Genomic DNA, 25998 nt, shown 5'->3' with positions numbered 1-25998 from the left:
CACTTTTTATGAGTAATGCTGTATTTCCAGCGACGGTTTTCACCACCCAGCGGCGTTTTAACGATTACTCTTCTGACGATATGCGTTATGGGGATATCCCGGAAGAGAGGATGAAAAGAGAGTTTGGACTGGTCAACGTATCAAACGTGGTGGATCCTTACACCCTGACCCGATTGACTGCCTTTGATACTCCGCAATCGAGGTTCGCAGGGGCATACAATGGCATACACCGTGGTGGTAAACTCAGCGTTGAGCAATGTGCGCAACTGCTGTTTGAAGAAATGCAGGTAACCTCTCTGCCTTACTCTTTCATCGGTCCGCACAGATATCTTATCAATCAAATGCTGAGGCATTTTCAGCTTTCACGCGGTTCAGCATTCTATAACGCTCAACTTAATTTAGCGTATCGCGATAAGTTACATTCTGACTATGATGCCAGAAAAACAACGTCGATCATGCGTGAGACCATTGGGTTATTTATTGACTATAACAGCATGGGATTTCCTCAGGAGAAATTAGAGCAATTAACTTCAGCCATTAAACTCTCAATTCTACCGAAATTTGACTCGATGCTACTTGATAAAATCAATGGTATGGGGATTACTGTGCATGATGTCCATGCAACGAAAATAGAAATTATCCGTCTCGATGTTAACGATGCTGGATGGCGTGCGAGTATCAAATTTTCCGGGCAGGACCATTTTGGGCTTGACGCCCGTGATATAGGTAAGCAAAAATTCAGCCAGTTCCAGTTTTTCAAAATCTGGTTTGTGTTGCAACATTTTGACAGATTCGGCTTCCGTCCATTTCTGACTAACATGGAAGCGGTGATCGATATCGAGGGAAAGCGATGATGCGTAAGTTAATTATTCCAGCCATGGTGATAGCTTTATGCAGCCTCATTTATCTTTTTATCGGGAATGATAAAGTTTCTGTTATTGATGCTCATTATGATGGCAATACAGCAAAAATTATTGTTGATAATTTACCTTTTGCTGAGTCCAGGAAAATTGACTGGTGGAAAAATAATCGTGAAAAAATACTGGATAAATATAATATTCCATCTGGAAATAACACGCCATTCCTGATCGCTATTTATGCTTTTGGAAAAGGCTATCAAGCGCAAGGTAAAGAAGACAGGCTTTGCTTCTCTGATATGAAACCGCCAAAGAACTGTATTGACAAAAATATTCTTATGATGATTTGGCGTACCCGCGAAGGCGGCGTTAAATATCAATTTTAATATCCTGCCAGATTTAAAGAAGCCCGCTCAGGGAAACCTGAGCGGGCTTTTTGTTTGTCGAGGGTCGACGGGAAAATGAGGGTGATATGCGCCTTGAAGAAAAACCCGCCAGACTGATGGCAGCTAATCGCGCAGTTAAAGTGTCTTACCCAGGCAAATGGCCTCTTCCCGGCCGCGGTAAGGTCCGTAATTTTCAATCTGCCGGTAACCCTGCTTGAGATAAAAATCCACGGCACGCTGATTAACATGCCGCGTTTCCAGCCACAGTTCACGATATCCCAGAGTTTTTGCCGCAGCTTCCAGAAACGCCAGCAAAGCGCGTCCGATGCCCGGCAAGCTGCGGTCGGAGAACATTCTTTTCAGTTCGGCGATCCCGGGTGCTAAGGGCCGTAATGCGCCGCAGCCGACGGCACTGCCCTGCGCATCTCTGGCAATCACCCACAATGCGCCTTCACCCTGAAGGGTCTCCACGCTGGCGCGGCTGTTCCCGCCATCGCCAGTGATAGCCGCAAGCTCGGCGGAGAGTTTTTCAATCAGCCACTGTGACTCCGCCGAGCGCGGGTCTGCATGTTCAATCTTTACCATCGTGATACCTTTATAAAGGGATGCTGATGCGCCGTTAGTGGGTTGACATATCTTCTACTGCGGGCAAGTCAGGCCATCGAGGCTTTTATCCGCGGTGCTTTTCTTCCTTGCCGGCCTGCGCCTCCTCGCTCTCTATCATGGCAAAAAATAACTCCAGTTGACCCAGCATCATTGACGCGGCGACGGATAACTGGCGTTGGGGTGCCACACACAGCGACAGGGTAAAGGGTTTTAATACCGTGTCGATCAACGGAATGAATTTCAGTTCACCGCGACGATATTCGTCCACGATATCCAGCCAGCACATCAGGCTGATCCCGACATCATCACGCACTAACGATCGCAGCATATGAATGTTATTGGTGCGTCCCACTTCCTTCAGGCGTATGCCGGAACTGTTTACCAGCGCGTCCAGCGGATCGGCCAGCATTAACGGCGCAGCGGGCACAATAAACGGCCACGGCTCGCAATGGCTGAAGCGAATAGATTCCAGCGCTGCCAGCGGATGGTGACGGCTTACCACAATTCCCAGACGAAGATCGGCGAAGGATTTCACCAGCAGTTCACGCGAGCTTTGCGGATTCAGCATGATGCCAAAATCCGCATCGCCGGCGGTCAGCGCATTGGCGATATGGATGTTACTCATGGTGGTGAGGGTAAACGAAATGCCAGGGTAGTCTTCACGTATGCGCTGCAGGATGGATGAGAAGAAGCCACGATTAATGGCATCAATGGTGGCGATATGCACATGACCATGTCGCAAACCACGCAGATCCTCTAATTGCGTACAAACCCGGCCAAAATCACGTTGCCAGTTTTTAGCCGCATTAAACAGGATCTCCCCCGCTGCCGTCATACATAAACCTGATGGATGACGTTCAAACAACGGCATATCCAGCTGTTCTTCCACACGTAAAATCTGCCGGTCAATTGAAGAGGCTGAGACGTGTAACACCTCGGAAGCCTTACGTAGCGAACCCTGACGGGCCACTTCGGTGAAATAAATCAGAAAACGGGAGAAGGCAAACATAGTGGGTGCTCTCTTTTTTGCAACGCATCATGCGAATTAAACAGATGGACGCTTACACAACGGCAAAATAATAATCGCCTCCATGATAAAGACAAGGGCATGCGCGGCATTAACGCTGATGACAGCCCTGTAAAGACAGGCTGATTATGAAATCATCACACCTGGCCGCCACCGTCATCGCAAAGCAGTCCAACGGTGCTGGCAATCTGTTACTGACGCTGGAAAGTGCCAGCGGCCAACCGCTCCCGGCCTTTACACCGGGCGCGCACATTGATGTCCATCTGCCAGCCGGCGGGGTGCGCCAGTACTCCCTGTGTTCGCCAGCCAGTGCGGCTGGCTATGAAATCTGCGTGCGTCTTGATCCCGCCTCGACGGGCGGTTCCCGCTGGTTGCATCAACAGCTGAATGTCGGCGATACCTTAACCCTGTCGGCACCGCGCAACCATTTTCCCCTGCCGGATGCACCGCGCACCTTACTCTTTGCGGCCGGTATTGGCCTTACGCCGCTGCTGGTGATGGCGGAAGCCCTGGCCGCGCGGCAGGCGGCGTTCACGCTGCATCTCTACCTCAAACGTCATGATGAACTGGCGTTTGCGCCGCGGCTGGCGCAACTCGGTGAACGTGTCGTTATTCACTACAGCAGCGAAGGTGACAGCCTGCGCACCCGGATACCTGACGATCTGGAAACATCAGCCAATAGCGCGCTGGTGGCCTGCGGCCCGGCTGGCTTTATGCAGCATCTGCAGCAGCGGGCGCTGGAACAGGGCTGGCAGCCGGAACAATGGCACAGTGAACGTTTCCATGCTGATGCGGCAATCCCCCCTGCAGGCGACAGCTTCGAGGTGGAGATTGCTTCTTCCGGCGCGCGTTTTCACGTCGGGCAAACACAAAGCATTGCCGGGGTGCTGGCAGCGGCAGGCATCGACATCGAACTCTCCTGCGAACAGGGCATGTGCGGTGCCTGCATTACCGGGGTGTTAGCGGGTGAACCCGATCACCGTGACGAGGTGTTAAGCCAGAAAGAGCGTGCCGCGAATGACTGCATCGTGCTGTGCTGCTCACGTGCGCGCTCTCCGCTGCTGGTGCTGGATTTATGAAAATCTATCCGGGCGCGACCGGCGCACGCTTACCCCGCTGGCTGCTGCCAGACAGCTGGCCGATGCAGGGCAATCAGCCGCAGCTGGCGACGTTACATTTTCACCCTGACGGGCTGCAATTCGCGCCCTGTGAAGGAACCTATGCCGATTATCTGCCGCTCAATGGCGCGCTGGTGCTTCCCGCACTGATCGAACCGCATGCGCATCTGGATAAAACGTTCACCTTTGAGCGTAGCCCGGCACGCCAGCCCGGTTTACTGGCTGCGATTACCGCGATGCATCAGGATCGCGTGCACTGGAGCCGTGAGGATCTGCAGCAGCGCGCTGAGCAGGCGTTGCGCTGGGCGGTGGAGAGTGGCGTAGGTTTACTGCGCACCCACGTCGACTGGTTTAGCCCTGAAGCGCCGCTGGCGTGGCAGGTGATCGGTGAGTTACAGCATCCGCTGTGCCGTATTGAACGCGTGGCGCTCGCCCCGCTGAGCTTTTTTGCCCGCCAGGATGATGCGCAACATATTGCCGCCCAGGTGGCCGTCAGCGGTCCGGGCGCGCTTCTCGGCGGTTTCATCCACAGCAGCAACTGGGATGCAGTCGCCTTCGCCAATCTGATGCACGCGGCCGAACAGTGGCAGCTGGATATCGACCTGCACATAGATGAAGAGTTGAATGCCGATGCGCAGGGCATGCGCTGGCTGGCGAACTACCTGGAACAACATCCGTTCAGTGGCCAGATTACCTGCAGCCACAGCTGTGCGCTGTCTCAACAGGAAGATGCCTTGCAGATTCTTGATCGGCTGGCCCTGCACCGGGTGACGCTGATCGCCCTGCCCCTGACCAACCTGCTGCTGCAGGACGCGGTGCCTGATCGCACACCGCGTCAGCGCGGATTGACGCTGGTAAAAGAAGCGCAGGCGCGGGGGCTTTCACTGCTGCTGGGCGCTGATAACGTGCAGGACGCTTTCTGCCCCCTCGGCAGTTATGACCCGCTCGATACCCTGTTCAGCGGCGTATTGAGCCTGCAGCTGGGTTCCGCCTTTGATGAAGCCTCTCAGCTCATCTGCCAGCCCGATGCTTTCCGTCACAACGATGTGGTGATTTTTCCGTCTGCCGATGCGGCAAGCTGGCCGCTGCGCCAGCGCCAGCGCTATCGGCTCAAACAGGGTGTTCGTTATGGAGACGAAACAGATGACGCTTGATGATGGCGCGGGTAAACCGCTGGCGAAATATGCGGCGTGGCGACGCGTCGGCGACTTTATTTTTCTCTCCGGCATTATTCCGGTGAACCCGCAGACCGCCACCATCGTGCGCGGTTACAGCGATATTCCTGACGCGGCGCAACGGCTGCTGGGACGCAGCGGTGAATTCTCTACCGATTTCAAAGAGGGGCCGATTCTGGCACAGAGCTGGTATGTGCTGGAGAGCATCCGCACCACCGTTGAACGCGCCGGTGGGCAGATGAGCGATGTGTTCAAACTGGTGCAGTATTTCCGCAATCTGGACCATTTCCCGCACTACAGCCGGGTGCGCAGGCAGTTCTTCCCGGATGAACCGCCGGTGTCAACGGTGGTGCAGGTCAGTGAAATGCTGCCCAGCCCGGACGTACTAATCGAAGTTGAAGCCACGGCGTGGTTGCCGCAATAACGCGAGGAAACAGTATGTTGCATGGTTATATCCCGGCAAACCGCTTTTTGCCGTATCTGAGCTGGACCGACATTGCCACGCTGGATAATAAAGCCAACACGGTGATCATTTTGCCGACCGGAGCGATTGAACAGCACGGCCCTCATCTGCCGTGCGCGGTGGACAGCGTGATTTCAGCGGGCGTGGTCGGGCATGCGCTGGCACGTTTGCCCGCTGACATCCCCGCGTACGCCATTCCGCCGATCACCTACGGTAAATCCGATGAGCACCTGCATTTTCCCGGCACGCTGACGCTGACCGGCGAAACCTTGTTACATACCATTCTGGAGATTGGTGAATCGCTGTATCGCGCCGGTTTTCGCAAGTTTCTCATGGTGAATGGCCATGGTGGCCAGCCGCAGCCGCTGCAAATGGCGGCACGCGAACTGCGTCTGCGCCACGGTGACATGATCATCATCATGCAGGACACCTTCAAAGTGCCCAACTGCGCCGAAAGCTTTATGGACGATAAAGAGCGCCAAATGGCGATGCACGCCGGTCACGCGGAAACCGCGCTGATGCTGGCGCTCGCCCCCGATACCGTGCAGATGAGCCAGGCCGTGGCGAATTATCCGCCTGAATTTCCCTGCCCGACACTCTCCACCAGTAAACCGATGGCGGCATGGGCTTCCTATGATTTCGGCCCCAGCGGCGTGATTGGCGATCCACGGCCTTCCACACCCGAACAAGGCGCGGCGATTCTGGATTCGCTGGCGGAAAGTTGGGCACAGGTTATCACCGAAGTGCATCAAATGAGCTGGGTGACGCGCGCTGAACCGGCATGGGGCACCGGTCACTGGCAGGGCAAAGTGTTAGACCACAACGACGCAGCATCACTCTTACCACCGCGCTAAACGGGGATCGACGATGAATAAAAAATTAAACATGATTGCGGCACTGTCGCTGGCGCTGTCGGCCCAGAGCATGGCGGCGGAGAAATTCACCTTCATGACCAACTGGTATGCGCAAGCCGAGCATGGCGGTTTTTATCAGGCTCTGGCGCAGAATCTGTATAAAGATGCCGGGCTGGACGTCACCCTGAAAATGGGTGGCCCACAGGTTCACACCATGCAACTGATGGCGGCAGGTCAGGCGGACTGCATCATCAGCGACAACATGCAGGCACTGGAATCCTGGCAGCAAGGCGTGGAAGCCATGCCCGTTGCCACCACGTTCCAGCACTCGGCGATTGCTTTTCTCACCCATCCTGATGTGAAAGATAAAGCCGATCTGCAAGGCAAAACCTTCCTGCTGGCGGCGGAAGCTTACACCTCCTACTGGCCGTGGGCCCAAAGTGCGCTCGGCCTGAAAAATGCGCGCGTGCGCCCTTACACCTTCAGCATCCAGCCATTCCTGGCAGATAAAACGCTGGTGCAGCAGGGCTATATCACCTCGGAACCTTTTGCGGTGCAGAAAGCCCATGCGCAAGCCAATGTCTACCCGATCAGCGAATGGGGCTATCCGCCTTACGGCAACAGTATTGTGTGTATGAAATCAACCATTGAAAAACGTCCGCAAGCGGTAGCCGCATTCGTTAAAGCCTCAATGCAGGGCTGGAAAAACTATCTGCAGGACCCGCGCGCTGGCAATACGCTGATCCGCAAAGAGAATCCGCAGATGAGCGAGGAGCAGATCGCCTTCGGCATTGCCCAGATGAAGAAATATCAGATGCTGACGGGCGGTGATGCGCAAACGGCGGGTATCGGTATCATTACCGAGCCACGTCTCAAACAGACATGGCAACTGCTGGTGGATAACAAGCTGATCGATCCGGCCAAAGTGCCGTTTGCAGGTAGCTACACGCTGCAGTTCATCAAAGACGTTAAGGTCATGCCATGAACACCGCCAGCAACATAACGCCGATCAATCCGGATAGCCAGCCGCGGCCTGCAGCGCCGCCGGCGATTGAGGTGCTGTCCGCGGAGAAAATCTATCCCAACGGGACGCGTGCGCTGCTGCCGGTCGAACTGACGGTGCGTCAGGGCGAGTTTGTCTCACTGCTCGGTCCCTCCGGCTGTGGCAAAAGTACGCTGCTGAAAATGATTGCCGGCTTAATTGAACCCAGCGATGGCAAACTGATGTTGTTCCGCCGCGATCGCCGGGAGAATCAACGTGACCTGCCGCTTTCCTTTGTGTTTCAGGAAGCCACCCTGATGCCGTGGAGCAGCGTGCACAAGAATGTCCGCCTGCCGCTGGATCTGGCGGGCGTTCCGCGCGCCGAAGCCGATACCCGCGTGCGCGAGATTCTGGAACTGGTTGGCCTGGGCCAGTTTGGTCACGTATTACCGCGCGAGCTTTCCGGTGGCATGCAGATGCGGGTGTCGATTGCTCGCGGTTTAGTGACGCGCCCCAGGGTGCTGTTGATGGATGAACCGTTCGGCGCCCTGGACGAAATCACCCGCAACAAACTGGACAGCGACCTGCTGGAGTTGTGGCAGGAACAGAAGCTGACGGTCGTGTTTGTTACCCACTCCATTCAGGAAGCCGTATTCCTGTCGCAGCGGGTGATCATGATGGCCGCACGACCGGGCCGCGTGGTGGATGATATCCGCATTGACACCAGCCAGCCGCGTGATGATGCGTTTCGTGTCAGCCAGCCGTTTACCCATTATGCGCAGTTGCTGCAGCGCGGCTTGCTGGCAGCCAGTCAGGAGAGCCAGTAATGAAACCGCTCGCAGCAAACCGTAGATTTCAACAGTGGCTGTTTCCAGCGGTGGTGGCCGTCGCCATGCTGCTGCTATGGCAGTTTCTGGTTACCGCGTTTAAGGTCCCGGCGTTTCTGGTGCCTTCGCCGGTGGTAGTGGCGCAAAGCCTGGCGCAAAACTTTCCTGCATTGTTTATGTCGCTGCTTTACACCCTGAAAATCACGCTGATCTCGTTTGCACTGGCAACGGTGATCGGTTGCCTGATTGCCTTTTTGCTGGTGCAAAATCGGTTTATCGAGACGGCGCTATTTCCTTATATCGTCTTTCTGCAAGTCACGCCGATCGTGGCCATTGCACCGCTGATCATTATTTGGGTGAAAGACACCACCGCATCGCTGGTGGTGTGCGCCACCCTGATGGCGGTGTTCCCGATCATCTCCAGCACCACCCAGGGTTTACGCAGCGTGTCGCCGGGTCTGCTGAGCTACTTCAGGCTGAACCATGCCTCGCGGCTGCAAATTTTACTCCGCCTGCGCATTCCATCTGCATTGCCTTACTTCTTTGGCGCGCTGCGTATTTCCAGCGGTTTGTCACTGATTGGTGCCGTGGTGGCGGAGTTTGTGGCGGGCACCGGCGGCACGGATACCGGGCTGGCCTACCAGATTTTACAGGCTGGCTATCAACTCAATATCCCGCTGATGTTTGCCGCATTGTTACTGATTTCTCTGGCCGGCTTTCTGCTGTTTGCCCTGATGTCGTGGCTGACGCGCCGCGTATTAGCCGCCTGGCACGAGAGTGAGTTAAGCCCGAATTAATGCCAAACGGGCGGAAAACCTCCGCCCTGCGCCCCCCTACGAACAGGAGCATTACATGTCTGAACCCGATCGCCAGTCTGCCCTGGCGGCGCTGGTCGCGGCGTTGCCGGAACTGGAGTGGATTAAAGAAGCGCCGAAAGTGAAACGTCTGTCACGCGACTTTCACTGGTTCAGCCCGGTGCTGAAATCCCAGCTGGAAGAGAAATTTGCCGAGCTGGCCGTGCGTCCTCGCGATGAAAACGAGCTGCTGGCTGTGGTGGCCGCCTGTGCAAAAGCCCGTATGCCACTGAACCTTCGCGGTGGCGGCACCGGCAACTACGGCCAGCTGATTCCGCTCAATGGCGGTGTGATAGTCGACATGACACGCCTGAACAGCGTCACCGCGCTGGGCACCGGTACGGTGCGCGCGCAGGCGGGTATCCGATTAGGCGATCTCGAAGCCCATACGCGCCCGCACGGCTGGGAGTTGCGTTGCATGCCCTCAACCTGGAAACTTGCCACACTTGGCGGGCTGTTTGGCGGCGGTTTTGGCGGGGTGGGATCGATTAACTACGGTCCACTGGCCGCGCCTGGCAACGTGCTGTCGATTCGGATGATGACCATGGAAGAGACGCCGCGCATCATCACCTTGCAGGCACCGGATGCGCTGCTGTTGCATCACGCCTACGGCAGCAATGGCATCGTGCTGGAGATCGAACTGGCGCTGGCGCCCTGCCATGACTGGATCGAACGTCTGGATACCTTTGCCGATTTTCCTTCCGCGATGGCTTATGCCGATGCGCTGGCGCGGTCGCCGGGCATCGTTAAACGCCAGATTGCCGTGTTTGCCGCACCGGTACTGGATTATTTCAGCGATTTAGCGGATGCGCAGGTTAAGGGGCAACACGGTGTCATTTCGGTAACAGGAAGCGAGAGTGATGGTCTGCTGCCCGCCCTTGTGGCGCAACACCATGGCCGCAATGCATTGCACTTTGCCGAAGGTGAAAATAGCGGCCACTCCCTGATTGAATATTGCTGGAACCACACGACCTTACAGGCATTGAAGATCGACAAGACCCTGACCTATCTGCAAACCGCATATTCCCCGGATAATTATTATCAACAGGCACTGGCGATGGAAGCCGAATTATCGGATGAAGTGATGTCGCATATTGAGTTTCTGCGCGATATGAACGGCACGCTCACCTGCAGCGGTCTGCCATTGATCCGTTACCGCAGCGAGGAGCGACTCAATGAAATTATGGAGATCTATCGCAGTAATAACGTGAAAATAAATAACCCCCACGTGATTCATATTGAGGATGGTAAACAAGGCATGGTACGGGCCGATGTCGTGGCCATAAAACGCGCCTGCGATCCTCACAACTTATTAAACCCCGGCAAGCTGCGCGGCTGGGATGTGCGTGAGACCTTACCGGCGGTGCATATTCCAGGCGTTAATTAATCACTATTTCTCCGTTACGGCATCGCGAACTGCCGGGTGAGCACCTCACCCGGCAGGCATCGTGACGCTTTCTTTAACCAGGTGTGTTTATTCAGGGATCATGCAATGAGAGCACTAAAACGTGTCGGTTTACTTGCGCTGTTTTTCCCGTTCGCGCCAGCAGCACTGGCGGCGACACAGAGTAATATCAGCGACTGTCATTACGATGCCAGCGGCGTTGACAGCTTTAGCGATATATTCACCTGCGGTACCGTTAGCGGCAGTTTACGCACGCTCTACTACTCCACGCACAATGCGTACTTCTCTAAAGGGTTTAATCAGGACACCACCAGTTACGGCGGCAGTGTGAAATATGAAACGGCCCCCGCCTATGGTTTTCGCGCCGGCGTCAGCGCCATCTTTTTGCGCGGGATTGATCATCCTGATGAAGCGCATACCATCAGCGACATTGGCGATAATCAGACCAATATCGGTGAGGCTTATTTAAGCTGGCAGCAGGATACGTTTAAAATCACCGCCGGCGATCAACGCATTAATATTCCCTTTGTTGGTGACTATGACTGGCGTATTACACCGATACTCTTCAGGGGCGTTGATGCCAATTATGGCGATAGCACGCAATTTTTGCATGCGACCAAAGTCTGGCGCTATAAGCCGTGGGGCGACGATCAGTTCCTGAATACCACGGCCTATACGGATATTGATGAGCGCACCAACGGCATGTGGGCAATTGGCGGCGGACAAGGCACGCAGTGGGATAATAAAAAACTCACCGGACAATTGTGGTATCAGGAATATGCTGATTATTCCCGCGTGGTGTATGGCGAGAGCCATCTGCAGTGGCAGGATACGTTGTTGCAGCCTGATGTCGCCCTGCAGTTTATTCGCGGTACCAGCCTGGGTAAAGCGCTGGCCGGTGAGGTCAATAGCACCTCTTACGGTGCTCAACTCGCGCTGAGTTTCACCCCGGCATTGAACTGGAAATTAGGCTACGACCACATTGCTGCCAGTCCCAACAGCTGGGGTAACGGTTCCCTGGTGGTGCCTTATGCGCACAACAGTTCATCAGGGCCCTATTTCGCCCAGCCGTTTTTCACCAGTACTCAGGATCTGGGCAGCGGCAATGCCTATATGACCAACCTGAATTACGCTCTTAATGAGAATCTCTCTCTGGGGACACAATATTCGTTTATGGATTTAAAACCCTCGGCGCAGTCGGCCAGCATTAACCAGTCGGAATATCTGGTCTATTTCACCTGGGCATTCAGCGGCGTATTAAAAGGGTTGAGCGTGACCGATTTTGCTGGCGTGCAGACATCACCTTTGTACGATTCACATTTCTGGCAAAATCGTTTGAGCTTGCAATACGATTTTTAACCCTGAATAAACGCAGCATGACCTGTCTTAAACGTCAGCAGGGATTCACCCTGCCGTTACAGGCTCCTTGTAACAGGAGCCTGTAACGCTTCTTAAGGCTATTCGCCGCCACCAGCAGGCGTGATTACCCGCGCAGACGCGTGCCTCAGTGGCGTTTATCAATGCGCTGCACCAGCCGATCGCCGAGCCACTGGATACCGCACACCAGCACGATCAGTACGGCGATTACGGCCACCATTACCGCGGTGTCAAAACGCTGATAACCGTAGCGAATCGCCAGATCGCCCAGACCGCCCGCTCCGATGGCACCCGCCATTGCCGAAGCGCCAATCAGCGCCACCAGCGTGACGACAAAACCGGAAAGAATGCCCGGCAGCGCTTCCGGAATCAGCACCTCCCAGACAATGCGTAATTTGCTGGCTCCCATGGCACGCACCGCATCAATCAGCCCGCGATCGACATCGCGCAGTGAAACTTCCGCCACCCGGGCAAAATACGGCGTGGCGGTGATCGATAACGGCACAATCGCCGCCCAGGTGCCGAGAGAGGTGCCGACCAGCAGACGGGTAAAGGGAATCAGCGCCACCAGCAGAATAATGAATGGCAGCGAGCGAAAACCGTTGATTACCAGCCCCAGCAGGCGGTTGATCGTACGGTGTTCAGCAATGCCGCCGGGACTGGTGGTCACCAGAATCAGCCCCAGCGGCAAGCCGGCCAGCAGCGAAAACAGGCCGGCCACCGCCGTCATCAGCAGCGTTTCACCCAACGCATTGAGCAGTAAATCAATCATCACTGGCGACATAACCGACCCACTCCACCTGTGCCTGCTGCGCGCGCAGCCAGCTGAGAACCTGATACTCATCGGCCGCGTTGGCAGCCGGGAGCGCAATAAAGAAACGCTCGACCGCGTAGTGCTGAATGTGGTCGATGCCGCCCTGCAGCAGGCGGAATTTCCCCGGCAGAGCGCGGGCAAACGGCGTCAGCAAATCCCCCTGCGCGGCCACGCCGGCAAAGTGAACGCTGTAGATCGCCTCCCCCTGACGCTGTTCGCTGAGCCGCGCAGCGAGATGCTCCGGCAACTGCGGCAGCAGACCGCGCAGCAGCTTGCGCGTCAGCGCGGATTGCGGATGAGCGAACACCTGCCATACCGGCCCCTGCTCGACAATTTCTCCGGCGTCGATAACCGCCACGCGCTGTGCTACCGACTTGATCACCTCCATCTCGTGGGTGATCAGCAGGATGGTGATTCCGAGCTGCTGATTGAGTGATTTCAGCAGCGCAAGAATCGAGCGGGTGGTTTCCGGATCGAGCGCCGATGTGGCTTCGTCACACAGCAGCAGCGCCGGGCTGGCGGCCAGCGCGCGGGCAATCCCCACGCGCTGTTTTTGCCCGCCGGAGAGCGCTGCCGGATAGTGTCCGGCCTTATCACTCAACCCCACCAGCGCCAGCAGTTCCGTGACGCGCCGGTTGCGCTGCGCCTTGTCCATGCCAGCTATTTTCAGCGGCAGCGCCACGTTCTGCGCCACGGTTTTCGCCGACAGCAGATTGAAGTGCTGAAACACCATGCCGACGCGACTGCGCACCGCCTGCAGCTGCTGTTCCGACAGGCCGCTGATACGCCGCCCTTCAATCTCGATTACCCCTTCGTCCGGCTGCTCCAGCCCGTTAAGGCAGCGGATCAGCGTGGATTTCCCGGCGCCGCTGCGCCCAATCAGGCCAAGGATTTCGCCTTTTTGCAGCGTCAGTGAGACATTACGCAGCGCCTGCGTCTGGCCGAAACGGCGTGACACGCCCTGCAAACGCACCACGTTGTTGTGCTGCGCCACGCGTTCGCGTGTTTGTCCCTCCTCGATCACGCCGCGCGCCACGGCAGTCAGGGGCACGGTGGCTTCGGAAAAGAGCGTCATGGATCTGTTCCTTACCAGGCGGTTTCGCCGGTGCCTTTGTAGACCTTGTTAAACACCGTTCTGACGGCATCGTTCTGGTACGAAGCCACCAGCGTTTTCACCCAGGGTGCATTGACGTTCTCTTTTTTCACCGCGATAAAGTTGTTGTACGGGTTATCTTTTACCGGCTCCTGCGCGATGCGATCTGCCGCGGTCAGGCCGCTTTTCAGCGCCCAGTCGGTGTTGACCACGGCCGCATCGAGATCCGGCACCGAACGACCAATGATGCCGGAATCCAGCTCTTTGATTTTCAGGTGATGGGGATTATCAATGATGTCGGCGGTGGTCGCGGCAATACCGGCACCGGGTTTGAGTTTGATCAGCCCCTGCTGCTGCAACAGCACCAGACCGCGCGCCTCGTTCGACGGATCGTTCGGCACGCCGATTACCGCTCCCTCTTTCAGACCGGCGGCGCTTTTCACTTTCTTCGAATAGAGACCGATCGGCCAGACGGCGGTATCGCCGACGCGCACGATATCGTAATGGTTGACCTTGATTTGGTTATTCAGGAACGGCTGATGCTGGAAGGCGTTGGCATCTACTTCACCGTTCTGCAACGCTTCATTGGGCTGGTTGTAATCATTGAAAATCACCGTTTTTACCGTCAGGCCTTTCGCCGCCGCCTGCTTGATCACTTCGCGCCAGACGTCTTCGTCCTCGCCGCTCATGATGCCGACCCTGACCGCAGTTTTATCCGCCGCCTGCGCCACCGAAAACGGCGCGACCACGCTGCCGGCGAGCAGTAACGCCGCGGCAGTTAACAACAATTTATTTTTGGCTGATGCAAGGCGTGTGTGCATAAATTATGTCCTGAGTGTTATTATTACGCGTGTCAAAATAAGCTGCCGTGATCGACAGATACGCGCAGTATACGCAGTTGCTTATTCCCGTATTATGATTTATCCGGAAATGCTATTCCTGAAATGAATAAAGCCACGCCGTCGCTCGTCGCGCCAAAAGGCTGCGGACGGCTGTGATACCATGCCTGTTTGAATGAACCTGTTGAGCGCTATGTCGGATACCACACCCAAACGTAAAAACGACCCGGAAGGGCTGAAAAAACGCATCCTCGCCGGTGCGCTGCAAACCTTCGCCGAGTACGGTATGCAGGGCGCGCGGATGGAGCAGATTGCCGAGCTGGCGCAGACCACCAAACGCATGGTGGTGTACCACTTCATCAACAAAGAGAAGCTGTATATCGAGGTGCTGGAGCAGGTGTATCAGGCGATTCGCCAGCACGAAACCGGCCTGAATCTGGCGACGCTGGAGCCGGAAGAGGCGATGGTTAAACTGGTGGAAGCCAGCTTTGACTATCACGTGACGCACCCCGATTTTATGCGCCTGGTGTGTACCGAAAACCTGCTGCGCGGGCGCTACATCGTGCAGTCTGAGCGCATCAAAGCGATGAACAAAAGTACCCTCGATTTGCTGGATGACATCCTGTCGCGCGGCCAGCGCCAGGGCATTTTCATCGACACTCTGGATACCGTGGACGTGCACCGCCTGCTGAGCAGTATTTGTGTGCACCACGTCTCGAATCGCTACACCTTCCACACGCTGTTTACCCCCAACGACAGTGAAGAGGACAGCATCCGCCGAAACCGTCAGCTGGCGGTCACGGCCACGCTGCGCTATATCCGCAAAGCCCCGTAATCTGCGGGTTCGCTGTGATGGTCTACGCTTGATCAAATAAACGGTACCGTCACAGACCTCAGATTAAGGAACGCAGTAGTGAAGAAAGATGCTCTCCTCTATCCGTTACGCAACACGCAAAATACCGATCGCGCCCCTGCGCTGTGGAACTGGGCGCAAAACTCGGTCGTCGGCCAGCGTCAGCAGCTGCACCAGCCGCGCAGTGAAGCTGAACTGCAGCAGCTGCTGCGCGACTCGCACGGCAAAGTGCGTGTGCTCGGCAGCCGCCTGTCGCCCGGTCGCATGCTGTGCGTACAGCCGCAGGACGTGCTGCTGGATCTCAGCGCCCTGCGCGGCATTCTCGCCCAGGATGATGAGAGCGTAACGTTTGCCGCCGGCACGCCGCTGCAGCAGGTTTATGACAGCCTGACGGCAATAGATCGCATGCTGGCCTCTTCGCCCGGCGTGATTGCGGTGCAAACGCTGGCTGGCGCGCTGGCAACCGGCACGCACGGTCAGGGACTGGCGCAAAGTTCGCTGGCGGACGAAGCGCTGCACATCCGCATGGTGCTGGCCGACGGCAGCGTGCGCGAGTTTCAGCGTGGCGATGCCGATTTCCCGGCGGCGATGGTCTCGCTGGGCGCGCTCGGCATCGTTACCGCCATTACGCTGCGCACGCAGCCGTTTCACCTGTTTACCTGCCATAAATTTGCTGCCTCCGCTGATACGCTGGAGCAGGACCTGCTGACGTGGAATGAGCAGCACGCACTGAGCAAAGCCTGGTGGTTTGTCGATGACAACCTGATGCACGTGTGGAACGCCGATGTGGCCAGTGCGGAAGACAGTAAGGCATGGTATGACAACCAGCGCGAGGTGATTGAGCACGGCGATCAGGCTGACAGCAGCCTGAACGACACCATCGATCAGACGCTGGAGCACATGCATCGCGACACGCAGATTCACGGTAAAGGCGGTAAGCAGTTCCGCACCGTCACCCGCTTCCGTGATTTCACCGACATCAGCGGCGATATCTACCAGCTGTTCTGTCGCGGTATCGCCGTACCGCAGATCAACGTTGAGATCGGCGTGCCGCTGGCCAAAACGCCGCAGATTATCAGCAAGATCAAAGCCTGGTATGCGCAGAACCGTCCGCATATGCACTATCCCATCATCCTGCGCTGCACCGGCGCTTCGCAGGCGTGGATGAGCCCGGCACATCAGCAGCCGACCTGCTTTTTTGGCTTCGTGGTGTATTACGCGGATGACGGCTCACTGTCGCAGGACGGACTGCACTTCCTGACCGAAGTGGAAAAACTGCTGGCGGCGGAAGGGGGACGTCCACACTGGGGCAAATATTACGATCCCCAACGCTATCAGTGGCGCGCCATCTATCCGCAGTGGGATGCGTTTCGTGCGGTGCGTGAACAACTGGATCCGACGCACCGCTTTAGCAATGACTACGTCACGGCTTTGTTTGATTGATTGAGTTTGATGGGGAGAATCTATGTACGCCTGGGTAACGCTGCTGACGCAGCCGGACTATTTTGTCGGGGTTAAAGCCCTGCACCGCTCATTAAAACGCAGCGAAACGCGCTGGCCGCTGATTGTGATGGTCACTGATGCCATCGATCTGACCATGCGCGAAACATTACAGGCGCTGGGCTGTGTGATCCATCCGGTCCAGCCGCTGATGCCGGACGCCGCGCTGGAGCAGCATTATGCCTCGGCACAGTTTGGCGAAGTGTGGAGCAAACTGCGCGCCTGGGAACTGACCGGCTGCGAACGCGTGGTGTTTCTTGATGCTGATATGCTGGTGCTGCGCAACATGGATGAGCTGTTTACGCTCGACCTCGGCAAGCATGCGCTGGCGGCCTGTCACGCCTGCCGCTGCAACCCGAATCACATCGCCAGCTATCCTGACAGCTGGCAGCCGGAGCACTGTCACTACACCTGGCAGGCGCGCGGTGAAACTCCCCCGGCCGACCTTGATCACTATCTCAACGGCGGCTTTCTGGTGCTGCAGCCGGATCAGGCGGTATTCGACTGGCTGCAGCAGAAAGTGGCAGAGATCAACGACCTGCGGCGCTATCCGTTCTCCGAACAGGATTTGCTTAACGAAGTGTTTACCGGACGCTGGTTGCCGCTACCGTACATTTATAACGCGCTGAAAACCCTGCCATTCCAGCATGCCGGCTTATGGCATGACGACGAGGTGAAGAATCTGCACTACATTCTCGCCAAACCGTGGAAGCGCGACCTGAATCAGCCGGAAGCACAGCGCGACCGCTATTATGCGCTGGATAAGCTGTGGTGGGAGCTGGGCGCGGATTAGTGGCTGATAACGGCGCGATTTATCGCGCAATAGTTGGTCGCCATCAATGGCGACCCTACAGAATCTAAAACGGGTCAAAGCCTTTGCTGAATTTCGTAGGGTGCGCATTGATGCGCACCTGGTCGCGGCGCGATTTATCGCGCAATGGTTGTGCGCTTCCCTGCGCACTGTCGCTTAACGCCAGCCGAGTTCTGGCGCGACGTGGGTGAGAATGCTGTCGATCACATGCGCACAGTAATCCACGCCAAGCTGATTAGGGATAGTCAGCAACAGCGTATCGGCTTCTGCAATCGCTTCATCCTGCGCCAGCTGTTTGATCAGCTGCTCCGGCTCTGCGGCATAGCTACGACCAAAGATGGCGCGGGTTTTCTCGTCGAGGAACCCGACGGAATCCTGCTCCTGTCCGCCGCGACCGAAGTAGGCGCGGTCGGTGTCGTTCATCAGGGCAAAAATGCTGCGGCTGACCGACACGCGCGGCGCACGCTGATGCCCTGCCGCCTGCCAGGCTTCTTTGTAGGCACGAATCTGCTTCGCCTGCTGCACATGGAACGGCTCGCCGGTTTCATCATCTTTCAGCGTTGAGCTTTGCAGATTCATCCCCAGCTGGGCCGCCCAGATCGACGTGGCGTTGGAGCCGGAACCCCACCAGATGCGCTCGCGCAGCCCTTCGGAATAGGGCTCCAGGCGCAGCAGCCCCGGTGGATTCGGGAACATCGGCTGCGGATTCGGTTTAGCAAACCCTTCGCCGCGCAGCACTTCCAGCAGCTCTTCGGTGTGACGACGTCCCATATCTGCGTCGGTTTCCCCTTCGCGCGGATCAAAGCCAAAGTAGCGGTAGCCTTCAATCACCTGCTCCGGCGAACCACGGCTCAGGCCGAGCTGCAAACGGCCGTTGGCGATCAGGTCCGCGGCACCGGCGTCTTCCGCCATGTACAGCGGATTTTCATAGCGCATGTCGATCACACCGGTACCGATCTCGATGCGGCTGGTTTTGGCACCGACGGCCGCCAGCAGCGGAAACGGTGAGCTCAGCTGGCGGGCAAAATGGTGTACGCGGAAATAGGCACCGTCAGCGCCCAGTTCTTCAGCGGCGACCGCCAGGTCAATCGACTGCAGCAGCACATCCTGCGCGGAACGGGTGGCCGAGTGCGGTGACGGGGTCCAGTGACCGAAAGATAAAAAGCCAATTTTTTTCATGCTAAATGCTCCTCGCGGGCCAGAACGGCACCGGCGTCATCAATCAGAATTCGATGAGATTAGGTTACGCCTGTGCGAAGAGGACTGATAGCCAATAGTTTTCGCGCGCTTCTTCAACTTTTTTGCACAATCCAATCCTGCATCGCCGTGCCGGAATCTCAATGATCATGCTGTACATCACGATCTGCCCGGTTTACCCTGGTACGGTCTGCGTAAAGTCTGTTTGTTCTGGCGCGGCGGCGACTCTCCGCGTCAGCAGGATTTTTACGTTGCCGGTTACGATGAAGGGAGCAGGTGCGGCTGGCGCCTGCCGATCGAGGTTAACGCCCATCCGGGACACCACAAGGACGCACAGCATGCACATCATCTCTTTTCCGATGTACGACATCGACCACCCGAGCACACTGGCCATGACTTCAGTGCTGACGCGGCTGCTGGCGAAGCGCGGCGTGCAGGCTGAGGTGCAATGGCACGACGACCTGCTGCCGCACTGGCGTGATGACAACCTGCTGCTGAGCCAGACCTGCGGTTATCCGCTGGTGGCGCTGCTGCCTGATGTGCAGCTGGTCGGCACCTTTCAGTCCAATGCGGCAGGCTGTCATGACCTGCGCTATCGCAGCTGGCTGGTGGCGCGCCTTGAGGATGAGAACCTGAGCCTCGCCGATTTCCGCGGCCGCCGCGCAGTATGTAACAGCGATGACTCGCACTCCGGATACAATGCGCTGCGCTACGTAGTCGCGCCGCTGGCGCAGAACGGCAAATTCTTTGCCAGTACCCGGTTCAGCGGCAGCCACCGCCAGTCGCTGGCCGCGCTGCGCGCCGGACAGGCCGACCTCGCCGCCATTGATTGCATCACCTGGGCGCTGCTGCGCACATACCGGCCGCAGGAGCTGCAGGGCTTAGCCATTATCGGTGAAACCCCGCTGTGTGCCGCGCTGCCGCTGATTACCTCGGCGAAAACCGACAGCCTGCTGCTGGAAAAACTGCGCAGCGCACTGTTTGAACTGGCCAATGTGGACGACTACAAGGATGTGATGCAGGCCAATCTGCTGGCGGGCTTTTCGGTGCCGCAGCGCGACTGGTTTGATGAGGTTAAACGCTGGGAGGATGACGCCGCCGCGCTGGGCGTGACGGCGCTGTAATAAAGCACGAACCGGCGGCGTCCCTGCCGCCAGCGGACTTACTGCGCGCGTGCCGCAATAATCGTCTCCGCGACATTACGCGGTGCTTCGGCGTAGTGGGCAAACTCCATGCTGTACGTGGCGCGGCCCTGAGACATCGAACGTAGCGTGGTGGCGTAGCCAAACATTTCGGCCAGCGGCACTTCAGCACGGATAATGCGCGCGCCGAAACGCTCGTCCATGCCCTGCAGCGTGCCGCGACGGGACGACAAATCGCCCATCACGCCGCCGGCATACTCTTCCGGCGTCTCCACTTCCACCTGCATCACCGGCTCCAGTATCACCGGATCGGCCTGCTTAGCAGCCGCTTTGAAGCCAAAGATCGCCGCCATGCGGAACGCCATCTCCGACGAGTCGACGTCATGATATGAGCCAAACGTCAGCGTGGCTTTGATGTCGACCACCGGATAACCGGCCAGCACGCCGCTGTTGAGCGCTTCGCGAATGCCCTTCTCCACCGAAGGAATGAATTCGCGCGGCACCACGCCGCCTTTGGTTGCGTCTTCAAAGGCGAAACCGCTTCCGGCCGCCTGCGGCTCCAGCGTCAGCACCACGTGACCATACTGGCCCTTACCGCCCGACTGCCGCACAAATTTCCCTTCCACCTCGCGCACCGTTTTGCGGATGGTTTCGCGGTAGGTTACCTGCGGCCGGCCAATATTGGCTTCCACGCCGAACTCGCGTTTCAGACGGTCGACGATGATCTCCAGATGCAGTTCGCCCATGCCGGAGATAATGGTCTGGCCGGACTCCTCATCGGTGTGCAGCCGGAACGACGGATCCTCTGCCGCCAGCCGCTGCAGCGCCAGTCCCATTTTTTCCTGATCGCCTTTGGTCTTTGGCTCAATCGACAGCGAAATCACCGGATCGGGAAACTCCATGCGCTCCAGCGTGATCACCGCATTAGGATCGCACAGCGTTTCGCCGGTGGTGACCTCTTTCAGCCCGACGCAGGCGGCAATATCGCCGGCGCGGATCTCATCAATCTCGATGCGATCGTTAGCCTGCATCTGCACGATGCGGCCGATGCGCTCTTTACGCCCTTTCACCGCGTTCCACACGCTGTCACCCTTGCGCAGCACGCCAGAATAGACGCGCACAAAGGTCAGCTGACCGACGTAAGGATCGCTCATCAGCTTGAACGCCAGCGCCGAGAAAGGTTCCTCATCGTCAGCATGGCGTTCGTCGTGTTCGCCGCGCTCGTTGATGCCGGCGACCGGCGGCACGTCGAGCGGTGAAGGCATCAGTTCGATGACCGCATCAAGCATGCGCTGCACCCCTTTGTTTTTGAACGCGCTGCCGCACAGCATCGGCTGGATTTCGCCCGCCAGCGTGCGCTGCCGCAGTCCGGCAATCACCTCGTCTTCACTGAGATCGCCCTGCTCCAGATAGCGATCCATCAGCGCTTCGCTGGCTTCTGCCGCTGCTGCCACCATGTTTTCCCGCCACTCCGCCGCCTGCGCCTGTAGTGCGTCCGGAATCGGCGCATAGCTAAAGCTCATGCCCTGGCTGGCATCGTCCCAGTAGATGGCGCGCATTTTGTTGAGGTCGATGACACCGCTGAACTGCTCTTCAGCGCCAACAGGAATGACAATCGGCACCGGATGCGCCTGCAGGCGATCTTTCATCATCTGCACCACGCGGAAAAAGTCCGCGCCCTGACGGTCCATCTTGTTGACGAACGCAATGCGCGGCACGTGGTATTTATTCGCCTGCCGCCACACGGTTTCTGACTGCGGCTGAACGCCACCGACCGCGTCGTACACCATCACAGCGCCATCCAGCACGCGCATTGAGCGCTCCACTTCAATGGTGAAGTCAACGTGTCCGGGAGTATCAATGATGTTGATACGGTGCGGCGTAAAACTGCCGTCCATGCCCGGCCAGTAGCAGCTGACCGCCGCCGAGGTGATGGTAATGCCGCGCTCCTGCTCCTGCGCCATCCAGTCGGTGGTTGCCGCGCCATCGTGCACTTCACCCAGCTTGTGGCTCATTCCGGTGTAAAACAGGATGCGCTCAGTGGTGGTGGTTTTACCGGCATCGATGTGCGCGGAGATGCCGATGTTGCGATAACGTTCGATGGGGAGGGGTCGGGGCATGATGCGTCCTTAGTCTGTTGACCTGAAAAACCGGCAGGCACCATTGCCCGCCGCTGTGCCCCAGCATAGACCCATTGTACGAATGAATACGAACAGTTTGAGCTTTTTTTGCTCATCATGCAGATTGTCGCTGTTTTCCGCATTTGCGGAGTGGCGCACTGGCACGCCGCGCTTTAAGGTAAGGCTTTCATGCTCAACGGGAAAACAGTCTATGCGCATTCTGATTGTGGGAGCCGGCGCCACCGGCGGCTATTTCGGCGCACGCCTGGCGCAGGCCGGACGTGATGTGACCTTTCTGGTGCGAGAGCGCCGCCAGCAGCAGCTGCAGCAAACCGGCCTGGTGCTGAAAACACCGGAAGGCAGTACGGTGCTGCAGCCGCAGCTGGCGCTGGCCACGACGCTGAGCGGTCATTACGATTTGATTATGATGACGGTGAAAAGCTTCGCGCTGGAACAGGCGATCGAGGACATCGCCCCGGCAGTCGGGCCGCAGACGCTGATCATGCCGATCCTCAATGGCATGCGCCATATTGATACGCTGCGCGCACGCTTCGGTGACAAGGTGATCGGCGGGCTGTGTAAGATTCACGCCACGCTGGGCGAGCACGGCGAAGTGATGCAGCTGTCGCCGCTGCACGTGCTTTACTACGGCGCGCTGGACGGCAACAACGATGCCCGCCTGCAGCGCGTGGATGCCGCGCTGCGTGACGCGCAGTTTGACAGCGTGTTTGCCGATAACATTATCAGTGAGCTGTGGGAGAAGTGGCTGCTGCTCAGCACGCTGGGTGCGGTGTGTTGTCTGGCGCGCGGCAACACGCAGCACATCCTGCGTTCGGCCGGTGGTGAAGCGCTGCTGCAGGGCATTTTCGCCGAAGTGCTGGCGGTGATCACCGCTGACGGTTACCAGCCGCGCCCGGCAGTGACGGCGAAGATTTATGAGACGCTGAACAATCCTGAGGCCGCGATGACTTCATCCATGTACCGCGATTTAACTCAGGGCTACGATATCGAAGCCGATCAGATCATCGGCGATTTGCTGGTGCGCGGCGCACGCCATGCGGTGGCCACGCCGCTGCTGAACGCGGTGTATGTGAATTTGCAGGTGTATTTGCAGACGCGGTGATAAGTCCGGTGCCTGGCGCCAGGTGCGCATGAATGCGCCCCCTGTGATTTGTGCGCCATGTTATTGCGGCACCAGCCAGTCGCACAAACCGTAGCGGCGCGATTTATCGCGCAATTTGCCGGATCGCATCGCGGCCGGTTGCGCAATAAATTGCGCCGCTACGGGTCGTGCAATATCTGCTTTACCCAATCACATGTGCTTCTGGTGACGACTTAACCCAGCCGCGACTGCACGCCGGGCAGCTGCATCAGGCGCTGCCAGCCGGCTTCGACCGCGTCGGGTACATCAACGTGGCCGAAGAACCCCTTGCCGTTCGGGCCGTAGCCGCTGGCGTCGTCACGCAGGCGCTGCACTTCGCCCATCAGCAGCGACAGAAAACGCTCCACTGACCACAAACCCTGCGGCGGCGCGCCGACGATGCGCAGCATGCCCGCATCCATCATCACCTGCGGCACAAACACCGGCCAGCTAATGAACTCCGGCGCGTTTTCGCGATCGCGCCACTGCCAGCGGAAGGTTTCCCAGCTGCGACGCTGCATCAACGGATCCTGCACCAGCAGCACGCGCTGCGGCTGCCACTGCTGCTCATCCAGCAGGCGCTGGCTCAGGGCGGCGTTTTCGCCACAGTTGCGTGAGGCGGTTTCCAGCAGCAGCTGATCGTCAGGCAGCTCCGCGAACACGCGCGCCATCTCGCCCAGCAGCTGCGCTTCGCCCTTGCCGGCGGTGTCGATCTGACGATACAGAGGATGGCTGGCAATCATCGCGGCCAGCAGCCGGGTGGAGTGACCAATGCCGCCGCTGATCAGCAAGGGCAGCTGGTATTTTTTTGCCAGCGCAATCGCCGCTTCGACGTTCGGCAGTACCGCATGCCCGGCAAGAATGACTAAATCGACCTCCAGCGTGCCGTCCTTTGGCAGGTGATCAAGCGCCAGCCAGGCAGCGATAGTGTTGATATCCTGAATTTGATGGTCATTGAGCTGCATCACTTTCTCCTTGCGTTATCACTGGCAGTGTAACGCCTTAATACCGCGACGGCAGGGAAAAATTTGCTACACTCGCCGCATTCTCATCAGGAGGGATCAATGACAGCGCGTTCCGTAACGCTTGACGATGTCGCCCGGCTGGCTGGCGTCTCCTATCAAACGGTTTCCCGGGTGCTCAACCATTCGGCGCAGGTGTCACCGCGCACCCGCGCGCGGGTGGAAGCGGCGATGCAGCAGCTCAGCTACGTGCCAAACCGGGTCGCACAGCAGCTGGCCGGCAAGGCCACGCGCACGCTCGGTCTGGCGACCAGCGATCTGGCGCTGATGGCACCCGCGCAGATCGCCTCGGCGATTCAGCAGCGCGCGGCGGCGCAGGGCTATCATCTGGTGATCGCCATGGCCAATGCCACCAGCCACGCGCAGGATACGGTGCATGAACTGCTGGCGCAGCGCGTCGATGCCCTGCTGATCAACCTGCCGCTGGATGCCGCGCAGGCAGCGCAGATTCAGCAGCAGTGCGGCAGCAAACCGACGCTGTTTCTGGATGTGGAGCGTAGCGCGGCCGTGGCGCAGTGTCAGTATCAGAGCGCCAGCGGTGCGCAGCAGGCAGTGGATCATCTGGTGGCACTCGGCCATCGGCAGATCGGCGTGCTGAACGGCCCTGCCAGCTCTGCATCGGCGCGGGCGCGTTTTACTGCCTGGCAGCAGGCGCTGGCGCGCCATCATCTTGCGCCGGTCTGTGTGCTGAGCGGTGACTGGAGCGCGGCGTCCGGCTATCAGGCGCTGCTGACCCGGCTGCCCGACCAGCTGCCGCAGGCGCTGCTGGTAGCTAACGACCAGATGGCGCTGGGCGCGATGCGCGCGCTGCATCAGCATGGCGTACGGATTCCGGCGGAGATATCGATCATCGGTTACGACGACACGGCCGAGAGCGCGTGGTATCAGCCACCGCTGACCACGGTACGGCAGGATTTACAGCAGTTGGGCACAGTGAGCGTCGATCGTCTGCTGGCGCAGCTGGAGGGTGACACGCCGGAGAGTCAGCCGCTGGAGACCGAGCTGGTGTTGCGCGCCACCACGGCAGCGCCGTTGCAGCAGCAAATGGATGTGGCGGAGATTGCGCAGCAGTTACAGCAGCTGGCGCGGGCATTAAAAAGGTCGCCATAAATGGCGACCCTGAAGCAAAACGCGGGTATCAGGCCGGTGAGGCTTACTGCCCTTTTGGTTCGCCCATCGCTTTGAGCTTTTTCGACAGTTCGCGACGCTCTTTCGACAGATCGGCGTTTTTGATGATGTACTCATCCACGCGATCTTCATAATCCACGCGCATGCTGGCGATGATTTCCTGAATCGCTTCCACGCTCATACCAGGTTTGATGTACTCGCTCAGGTTGTCCAGCAGCAACACACGTTTCTGGTTATCACGGATTTTCTTTTCGTTGTCCGTAATTTCGCGCTGCAGTTTGTTTTTACGACGAAACATACGCACAAACTCCAGTACGTCCTGAAATGATTGCTTGGCATTTTCCATGTTGGCACCTTTCTTGTGGCCTGCCGCGGCAGGCGAAATAGTCATAAACCGGGAAGACATT

At 57.8% G+C, this 25998-nt stretch carries 26 protein-coding genes; 17 read left to right on the top strand and 9 right to left on the bottom strand.

Features of this window, described 5'->3' with window-relative positions; all coding sequences use genetic code 11:
- Positions 1 to 8: 8 nt before the first annotated feature.
- A complete protein-coding gene (locus MXF20_RS14320; protein WP_325969958.1) occupies positions 9 to 854 on the top strand; it encodes a DUF3289 family protein in 846 nt (281 codons plus the stop codon).
- Positions 851 to 1243, top strand: coding sequence for a DUF943 family protein (locus MXF20_RS14315; protein WP_325969957.1), 393 nt, complete (start codon positions 851 to 853; stop codon positions 1241 to 1243). The genes MXF20_RS14320 and MXF20_RS14315 overlap by 4 nt, the downstream gene beginning before the upstream one ends.
- Before the next feature lie 135 nt (positions 1244 to 1378).
- On the opposite strand, the gene MXF20_RS14310 is transcribed toward MXF20_RS14315, so the two are convergent.
- Entirely contained in the window at positions 1379 to 1828 is a 450-nt protein-coding gene (locus tag MXF20_RS14310) for a GNAT family N-acetyltransferase (RefSeq protein ID WP_325969956.1), read from the bottom strand.
- Positions 1829 to 1913: 85 nt separating this feature from the next.
- Positions 1914 to 2858 (bottom strand): LysR family transcriptional regulator, encoded by a 945-nt coding sequence (locus MXF20_RS14305; protein ID WP_325969955.1) that lies wholly within the window; start codon positions 2856 to 2858, stop codon positions 1914 to 1916.
- A gap of 146 nt (positions 2859 to 3004) precedes the next feature.
- On the opposite strand from MXF20_RS14305, the gene MXF20_RS14300 reads away from it, so the two are divergent.
- The 9 genes from MXF20_RS14300 to MXF20_RS14260 all read left to right on the top strand — a co-directional run bounded on the left by MXF20_RS14300 (position 3005) and on the right by MXF20_RS14260 (position 11913).
- Positions 3005 to 3955 carry a PDR/VanB family oxidoreductase gene (locus tag MXF20_RS14300; RefSeq protein WP_325969954.1) on the top strand — a complete coding sequence of 317 codons (951 nt, stop codon included), beginning with the start codon at positions 3005 to 3007 and terminating at the stop codon, positions 3953 to 3955.
- On the top strand, positions 3952 to 5148 hold the full coding sequence (locus tag MXF20_RS14295; RefSeq protein WP_325969953.1) for an amidohydrolase family protein: 1197 nt from the start codon (positions 3952 to 3954) through the stop codon (positions 5146 to 5148). The genes MXF20_RS14300 and MXF20_RS14295 overlap by 4 nt, the downstream gene beginning before the upstream one ends.
- Complete coding sequence (locus MXF20_RS14290) at positions 5138 to 5593, top strand: RidA family protein (RefSeq protein WP_021509778.1); 456 nt, start codon at positions 5138 to 5140, stop codon at positions 5591 to 5593. The genes MXF20_RS14295 and MXF20_RS14290 overlap by 11 nt, the downstream gene beginning before the upstream one ends.
- Positions 5594 to 5607: 14 nt before the next feature.
- Entirely contained in the window at positions 5608 to 6486 is an 879-nt protein-coding gene (locus tag MXF20_RS14285) for a creatininase family protein (RefSeq protein WP_325969952.1), read from the top strand.
- 13 nt (positions 6487 to 6499) lie between these two features.
- Positions 6500 to 7471: an ABC transporter substrate-binding protein gene (locus MXF20_RS14280; protein WP_325969951.1), complete on the top strand. Its 972-nt coding sequence runs from the start codon at positions 6500 to 6502 to the stop codon at positions 7469 to 7471.
- Positions 7468 to 8295: an ABC transporter ATP-binding protein gene (locus MXF20_RS14275; RefSeq protein ID WP_325969949.1), complete on the top strand. Its 828-nt coding sequence runs from the start codon at positions 7468 to 7470 to the stop codon at positions 8293 to 8295. Before MXF20_RS14280 ends, MXF20_RS14275 begins: the two co-directional genes overlap by 4 nt.
- A complete protein-coding gene (locus MXF20_RS14270; RefSeq protein WP_325969948.1) occupies positions 8295 to 9092 on the top strand; it encodes an ABC transporter permease in 798 nt (265 codons plus the stop codon). The genes MXF20_RS14275 and MXF20_RS14270 overlap by 1 nt, the downstream gene beginning before the upstream one ends.
- Before the next feature lie 55 nt (positions 9093 to 9147).
- A complete protein-coding gene (locus tag MXF20_RS14265; RefSeq protein ID WP_325969947.1) occupies positions 9148 to 10536 on the top strand; it encodes an FAD-binding oxidoreductase in 1389 nt (462 codons plus the stop codon).
- Between the two features lie 105 nt (positions 10537 to 10641).
- Positions 10642 to 11913 (top strand): TonB-dependent receptor, encoded by a 1272-nt coding sequence (locus MXF20_RS14260; protein ID WP_325969945.1) that lies wholly within the window; start codon positions 10642 to 10644, stop codon positions 11911 to 11913.
- 145 nt (positions 11914 to 12058) lie between these two features.
- Here MXF20_RS14260 and MXF20_RS14255 read toward each other — a convergent pair whose 3' ends face one another.
- The 3 genes from MXF20_RS14255 to MXF20_RS14245 are packed head-to-tail and all read right to left on the bottom strand — an operon-like array spanning position 12059 to position 14659.
- Positions 12059 to 12715, bottom strand: coding sequence for a methionine ABC transporter permease (locus MXF20_RS14255; RefSeq protein WP_325969943.1), 657 nt, complete (start codon positions 12713 to 12715; stop codon positions 12059 to 12061).
- The gene (locus MXF20_RS14250; protein WP_325969942.1) at positions 12696 to 13820 is read right to left on the bottom strand and encodes a methionine ABC transporter ATP-binding protein; all 1125 of its coding nucleotides are present in this window, start codon (positions 13818 to 13820) and stop codon (positions 12696 to 12698) included. The genes MXF20_RS14255 and MXF20_RS14250 overlap by 20 nt, the downstream gene beginning before the upstream one ends.
- An 11-nt stretch (positions 13821 to 13831) precedes the next feature.
- Positions 13832 to 14659 carry a MetQ/NlpA family lipoprotein gene (locus MXF20_RS14245; RefSeq protein WP_325969941.1) on the bottom strand — a complete coding sequence of 276 codons (828 nt, stop codon included), beginning with the start codon at positions 14657 to 14659 and terminating at the stop codon, positions 13832 to 13834.
- 211 nt (positions 14660 to 14870) lie between these two features.
- On the opposite strand from MXF20_RS14245, the gene MXF20_RS14240 reads away from it, so the two are divergent.
- From MXF20_RS14240 to MXF20_RS14230, 3 genes are all read left to right on the top strand, one after another.
- Positions 14871 to 15512, top strand: a complete 642-nt coding sequence (locus MXF20_RS14240; protein ID WP_325969939.1) for a TetR family transcriptional regulator — start codon at positions 14871 to 14873, stop codon at positions 15510 to 15512.
- 78 nt (positions 15513 to 15590) lie between these two features.
- Positions 15591 to 16973 (top strand): D-arabinono-1,4-lactone oxidase, encoded by a 1383-nt coding sequence (locus MXF20_RS14235; RefSeq protein ID WP_325969938.1) that lies wholly within the window; start codon positions 15591 to 15593, stop codon positions 16971 to 16973.
- Positions 16974 to 16995: 22 nt separating this feature from the next.
- A complete protein-coding gene (locus tag MXF20_RS14230) occupies positions 16996 to 17823 on the top strand; it encodes a glycosyltransferase family 8 protein (RefSeq protein ID WP_325969937.1) in 828 nt (275 codons plus the stop codon).
- A gap of 174 nt (positions 17824 to 17997) precedes the next feature.
- Here MXF20_RS14230 and MXF20_RS14225 read toward each other — a convergent pair whose 3' ends face one another.
- Positions 17998 to 19020, bottom strand: a complete 1023-nt coding sequence (locus MXF20_RS14225) for an LLM class flavin-dependent oxidoreductase (protein ID WP_325969935.1) — start codon at positions 19018 to 19020, stop codon at positions 17998 to 18000.
- Positions 19021 to 19376: 356 nt separating this feature from the next.
- On the opposite strand from MXF20_RS14225, the gene MXF20_RS14220 reads away from it, so the two are divergent.
- A complete protein-coding gene (locus MXF20_RS14220; RefSeq protein WP_325969933.1) occupies positions 19377 to 20162 on the top strand; it encodes a phosphate/phosphite/phosphonate ABC transporter substrate-binding protein in 786 nt (261 codons plus the stop codon).
- A gap of 38 nt (positions 20163 to 20200) precedes the next feature.
- Here MXF20_RS14220 and fusA read toward each other — a convergent pair whose 3' ends face one another.
- Complete coding sequence (gene fusA, locus MXF20_RS14215; protein ID WP_325969931.1) at positions 20201 to 22300, bottom strand: elongation factor G; 2100 nt, start codon at positions 22298 to 22300, stop codon at positions 20201 to 20203.
- A 211-nt stretch (positions 22301 to 22511) separates the two neighbouring features.
- Here fusA and MXF20_RS14210 point away from each other — a divergent pair, with 211 nt between their 5' ends.
- Positions 22512 to 23423 carry a ketopantoate reductase family protein gene (locus tag MXF20_RS14210; protein ID WP_325969929.1) on the top strand — a complete coding sequence of 304 codons (912 nt, stop codon included), beginning with the start codon at positions 22512 to 22514 and terminating at the stop codon, positions 23421 to 23423.
- 212 nt (positions 23424 to 23635) lie between these two features.
- On the opposite strand, the gene MXF20_RS14205 is transcribed toward MXF20_RS14210, so the two are convergent.
- Positions 23636 to 24406 carry a YdcF family protein gene (locus tag MXF20_RS14205; protein ID WP_325969926.1) on the bottom strand — a complete coding sequence of 257 codons (771 nt, stop codon included), beginning with the start codon at positions 24404 to 24406 and terminating at the stop codon, positions 23636 to 23638.
- A 99-nt stretch (positions 24407 to 24505) separates the two neighbouring features.
- On the opposite strand from MXF20_RS14205, the gene MXF20_RS14200 reads away from it, so the two are divergent.
- Entirely contained in the window at positions 24506 to 25573 is a 1068-nt protein-coding gene (locus MXF20_RS14200; protein ID WP_325969925.1) for a LacI family DNA-binding transcriptional regulator, read from the top strand.
- Between the two features lie 43 nt (positions 25574 to 25616).
- On the opposite strand, the gene tmaR is transcribed toward MXF20_RS14200, so the two are convergent.
- Complete coding sequence (gene tmaR / locus MXF20_RS14195; protein ID WP_021509369.1) at positions 25617 to 25937, bottom strand: PTS system regulator TmaR; 321 nt, start codon at positions 25935 to 25937, stop codon at positions 25617 to 25619.
- Positions 25938 to 25998 lie beyond the last annotated feature (61 nt).

Source organism: Pantoea dispersa, assembly GCF_035783935.1.
In the GTDB taxonomy this organism is placed as follows: domain Bacteria; phylum Pseudomonadota; class Gammaproteobacteria; order Enterobacterales; family Enterobacteriaceae; genus Pantoea; species Pantoea dispersa_C.
This window is presented reverse-complemented; position numbering and strand designations above follow the sequence as displayed.

Bases quoted from the DNA above. Each gene is read 5' to 3' on its own strand.
- MXF20_RS14290 (WP_021509778.1), top strand. From the start codon at position 5,138: ATGACGCTTGATGATGGCGCGGGTAAACCGCTGGCGAAATATGCGGCG.
- MXF20_RS14245 (WP_325969941.1), bottom strand. From the start codon at position 14,659: ATGCACACACGCCTTGCATCAGCCAAAAATAAATTGTTGTTAACTGCC.
- MXF20_RS14310 (WP_325969956.1), bottom strand. From the start codon at position 1,828: ATGGTAAAGATTGAACATGCAGACCCGCGCTCGGCGGAGTCACAGTGG.
- MXF20_RS14225 (WP_325969935.1), bottom strand. From the start codon at position 19,020: ATGAAAAAAATTGGCTTTTTATCTTTCGGTCACTGGACCCCGTCACCG.
- MXF20_RS14270 (WP_325969948.1), top strand. From the start codon at position 8,295: ATGAAACCGCTCGCAGCAAACCGTAGATTTCAACAGTGGCTGTTTCCA.
- MXF20_RS14210 (WP_325969929.1), top strand. From the start codon at position 22,512: ATGCGCATTCTGATTGTGGGAGCCGGCGCCACCGGCGGCTATTTCGGC.
- MXF20_RS14275 (WP_325969949.1), top strand. From the start codon at position 7,468: ATGAACACCGCCAGCAACATAACGCCGATCAATCCGGATAGCCAGCCG.
- MXF20_RS14265 (WP_325969947.1), top strand. From the start codon at position 9,148: ATGTCTGAACCCGATCGCCAGTCTGCCCTGGCGGCGCTGGTCGCGGCG.
- MXF20_RS14305 (WP_325969955.1), bottom strand. From the start codon at position 2,858: ATGTTTGCCTTCTCCCGTTTTCTGATTTATTTCACCGAAGTGGCCCGT.
- MXF20_RS14200 (WP_325969925.1), top strand. From the start codon at position 24,506: ATGACAGCGCGTTCCGTAACGCTTGACGATGTCGCCCGGCTGGCTGGC.
- MXF20_RS14300 (WP_325969954.1), top strand. From the start codon at position 3,005: ATGAAATCATCACACCTGGCCGCCACCGTCATCGCAAAGCAGTCCAAC.
- MXF20_RS14315 (WP_325969957.1), top strand. From the start codon at position 851: ATGATGCGTAAGTTAATTATTCCAGCCATGGTGATAGCTTTATGCAGC.
- tmaR (WP_021509369.1), bottom strand. From the start codon at position 25,937: ATGGAAAATGCCAAGCAATCATTTCAGGACGTACTGGAGTTTGTGCGT.
- MXF20_RS14230 (WP_325969937.1), top strand. From the start codon at position 16,996: ATGTACGCCTGGGTAACGCTGCTGACGCAGCCGGACTATTTTGTCGGG.
- MXF20_RS14240 (WP_325969939.1), top strand. From the start codon at position 14,871: ATGTCGGATACCACACCCAAACGTAAAAACGACCCGGAAGGGCTGAAA.
- MXF20_RS14320 (WP_325969958.1), top strand. From the start codon at position 9: ATGAGTAATGCTGTATTTCCAGCGACGGTTTTCACCACCCAGCGGCGT.
- MXF20_RS14205 (WP_325969926.1), bottom strand. From the start codon at position 24,406: ATGCAGCTCAATGACCATCAAATTCAGGATATCAACACTATCGCTGCC.
- MXF20_RS14250 (WP_325969942.1), bottom strand. From the start codon at position 13,820: ATGACGCTCTTTTCCGAAGCCACCGTGCCCCTGACTGCCGTGGCGCGC.
- MXF20_RS14295 (WP_325969953.1), top strand. From the start codon at position 3,952: ATGAAAATCTATCCGGGCGCGACCGGCGCACGCTTACCCCGCTGGCTG.
- MXF20_RS14285 (WP_325969952.1), top strand. From the start codon at position 5,608: ATGTTGCATGGTTATATCCCGGCAAACCGCTTTTTGCCGTATCTGAGC.
- MXF20_RS14280 (WP_325969951.1), top strand. From the start codon at position 6,500: ATGAATAAAAAATTAAACATGATTGCGGCACTGTCGCTGGCGCTGTCG.
- MXF20_RS14255 (WP_325969943.1), bottom strand. From the start codon at position 12,715: ATGTCGCCAGTGATGATTGATTTACTGCTCAATGCGTTGGGTGAAACG.
- MXF20_RS14220 (WP_325969933.1), top strand. From the start codon at position 19,377: ATGCACATCATCTCTTTTCCGATGTACGACATCGACCACCCGAGCACA.
- fusA (WP_325969931.1), bottom strand. From the start codon at position 22,300: ATGCCCCGACCCCTCCCCATCGAACGTTATCGCAACATCGGCATCTCC.
- MXF20_RS14260 (WP_325969945.1), top strand. From the start codon at position 10,642: ATGAGAGCACTAAAACGTGTCGGTTTACTTGCGCTGTTTTTCCCGTTC.